Below are 2,281 nucleotides of genomic sequence, written 5' to 3'. Positions count from 1 at the left end.
CCAGGGATGCTCACCGCTCGACGTCGACGGGGGCGCCGACCGCACTCGGGTCGGTGACGTCCCACGCCAGCAGGATCTCGGCCGCGGTGACCGGTTCGATCTCGAAACCCAACGGCAGCCGGGGTGTCCACGCGTCGTCACCGTTGGCGACGAGAATGTCGCGCGCGGCGACCTGGGGATGGGTCGGCGCCTCGGCCAGGCTGAGTACCGGTGTCAAGCAGGCATCGGTGTGCTGCGCACGCCGGGTCCACTCGTCTCGGGTACGAGATCGCAGCGCCGCTGCGATCTCGGCGCGCAGTGCCGGCCACGATTCGGGGTCGTGCCGCGTCTCGGCGAGCGCCGGATCCAGCCCGAGGATTTCCGACAGGTCGGCGAAGAAGGGGTCCTCCAGGGCGCCGACCGCAACGAATTTCCCATCGCTACAAGGATAGACGTCGTAGTACGGAGCTCCGGTGTCGAGTCGATTCGTTCCCGCCGCGTCCGACCAGCGGCCGGTCGCCCGGTACTCGTGCTGCATCGAGGTCAGGTAGGTGGTGCCGTCCACGATGCCGACGTCGAGGACGCGACCCTGCCCCGACCGGTCGCGCTCGAAGAGCGCCGCCAGAATCGAGGTGACCAGATACATTGCGCCGCCCCCGAAATCACCGAGCAGGTTTGCGGGCGGCACCGGGCTCCCGCCCCGGCGGGTCGCCAGGTGCAGCGCACCGGTCAACGCGATGTAGTTGAGGTCGTGTCCCGCCGTCGCGGCGAGCGGCCCGGTCTGACCCCAGCCGGTCATCCTCGCGTACACCAGTCGCGGATTCACCACAGTCGCCTCGTCCGGCCCCAACCCCAGTCGCTCCATGACGCCCGGACGGAACCCTTCGACGAGGACGTCTGCGGCGGCGATCATCTCGCGGACGGCGGCCCGTGTCCGCTCGTCCTTCAGATCGACCTCGAGGGTCGGGCGATTGCGCACCAGCGCAGGGATTTCCGCGCCCGGACGGCGCAGCGTCAATACCTCGGCGCCCAGGTCGGCCAGGAGCATGCAGCCGAATGGCGCTGGTCCCAACCCGAGAAATTCAACCACCCGCAGGCCGCGCAGCGGCGCCGGAGATTTCATGTCGTACCACCCTTGCGTTGGACCGTTCAGTCGGTACATTGAAGCGTACGCCCTCCATCGTCGACAAGCCGGCTTCCGGCGGACAGATACACGAACCAGGAGTCTCCCCATGCCCCAGCCCTTCTACGACGCCGACCACGAGGCGTTCCGCGACATCGTCCGCGAATTCGTCAACCGGGAGGTGACACCCAACCTCGACCGGTGGGAGGATGAACGCAGCACCGGACGGGACGTGTGGAAGTCCGCTGGCGCCCATGGCATCCTCGGGATCCGCGTGCCCGAGGAGTTCGGCGGGGGCGGCATGCGGGACTATCGATTCCGATGCGTGGTCCAGGAGGAGTTGGCCCGCGTGGGCGCGGCCGCTCTCGCCTCGGGATTCTCGATCAACGAGGACATCGTCGCCTCGTACCTGACCACTTTCGGAACTCCCGAGCAGAAGAAGCAGTGGCTCCCGGAGATGACCGACGGATCTGTCGTGGCCTCGATCGCCATGTCCGAACCGGCCGCTGGCAGCGATCTGCGCGGCATGAAGACCACTGCCGTGCGCGACGGTCAGGAATGGGTGATCAACGGTTCGAAGACCTTCATCACCAGCGGGTTCTCCTCCGACCTTGTCCTGGCTGCCGCGCGGACCGGCGAACGCGAAGGGCGACCGCAACTCTCGCTGATCCTGGCGCCCACCACGACGAAAGGCTTCACCCGCGGACGCAAGCTCCGCAAGCTCGGCCTGCACGCCCAGGACACCTCCGAGATCGCCTTCGACAACGTCCGCGTCCCGGCGGGCAACCTGGTGGGCGAGGAGGGCAGGGGATTCCACCACCTCACAGCTCAGCTCCCCCTGGAGCGGCTGTCCATCGCGTGGCGCGCCCTGTGCGCCGCAGAAGCGGCCCTCGACTGGACGATCCGATACACCAGCGAACGAAAGGCGTTCGGGGAGCGCATCATCGACTTCCAGAACACTCGGTTTCGGCTCGCCGAGCTCACCACCGAGGTCGATATCACCCGCACCTTTCTCGAGCAAAGCGTCTTCGCCTACAACGACGGCACGTTCGACGCCACGCTCGGCGCGAAGGCCAAGTGGTGGAGTACCGAGTTGCAGAATCGCGTGATCACTGCGTGCCTGCAACTGCACGGCGGTAACGGATACATGGACGAATACCCGATCTCCCGCGCATACGC

General features: G+C 67.1%; 2 protein-coding genes. One reads left to right on the top strand and one right to left on the bottom strand.

Annotated features, from left to right (window positions below):
- Window positions 1-10 precede the first annotated feature (10 nt).
- The gene (locus WAW17_RS21135; RefSeq protein ID WP_422334870.1) at window positions 11-1,102 is read right to left on the bottom strand and encodes a CaiB/BaiF CoA transferase family protein; all 1,092 of its coding nucleotides are present in this window, start codon (window positions 1,100-1,102) and stop codon (window positions 11-13) included.
- Between the two features lie 109 nt (window positions 1,103-1,211).
- Between WAW17_RS21135 and WAW17_RS21130 the strand changes: the two genes are divergently transcribed.
- A partial coding sequence (locus tag WAW17_RS21130; RefSeq protein WP_422334869.1) for an acyl-CoA dehydrogenase family protein occupies window positions 1,212-2,281 on the top strand: 1,070 nt, incomplete at its 3' end.

It is taken from the genome of Rhodococcus sp. (in: high G+C Gram-positive bacteria) (genome assembly GCF_049286785.1).
Classification (GTDB): domain Bacteria; phylum Actinomycetota; class Actinomycetes; order Mycobacteriales; family Mycobacteriaceae; genus Rhodococcus_F.
The sequence above is the reverse complement of the archived record's forward strand: the minus strand, read 5'-3'. Positions and strand labels throughout refer to the sequence as shown.

Bases quoted from the DNA above. Each gene is read 5' to 3' on its own strand.
- WAW17_RS21135 (WP_422334870.1), bottom strand. From the start codon at position 1,102: ATGAAATCTCCGGCGCCGCTGCGCGGCCTGCGGGTGGTTGAATTTCTC.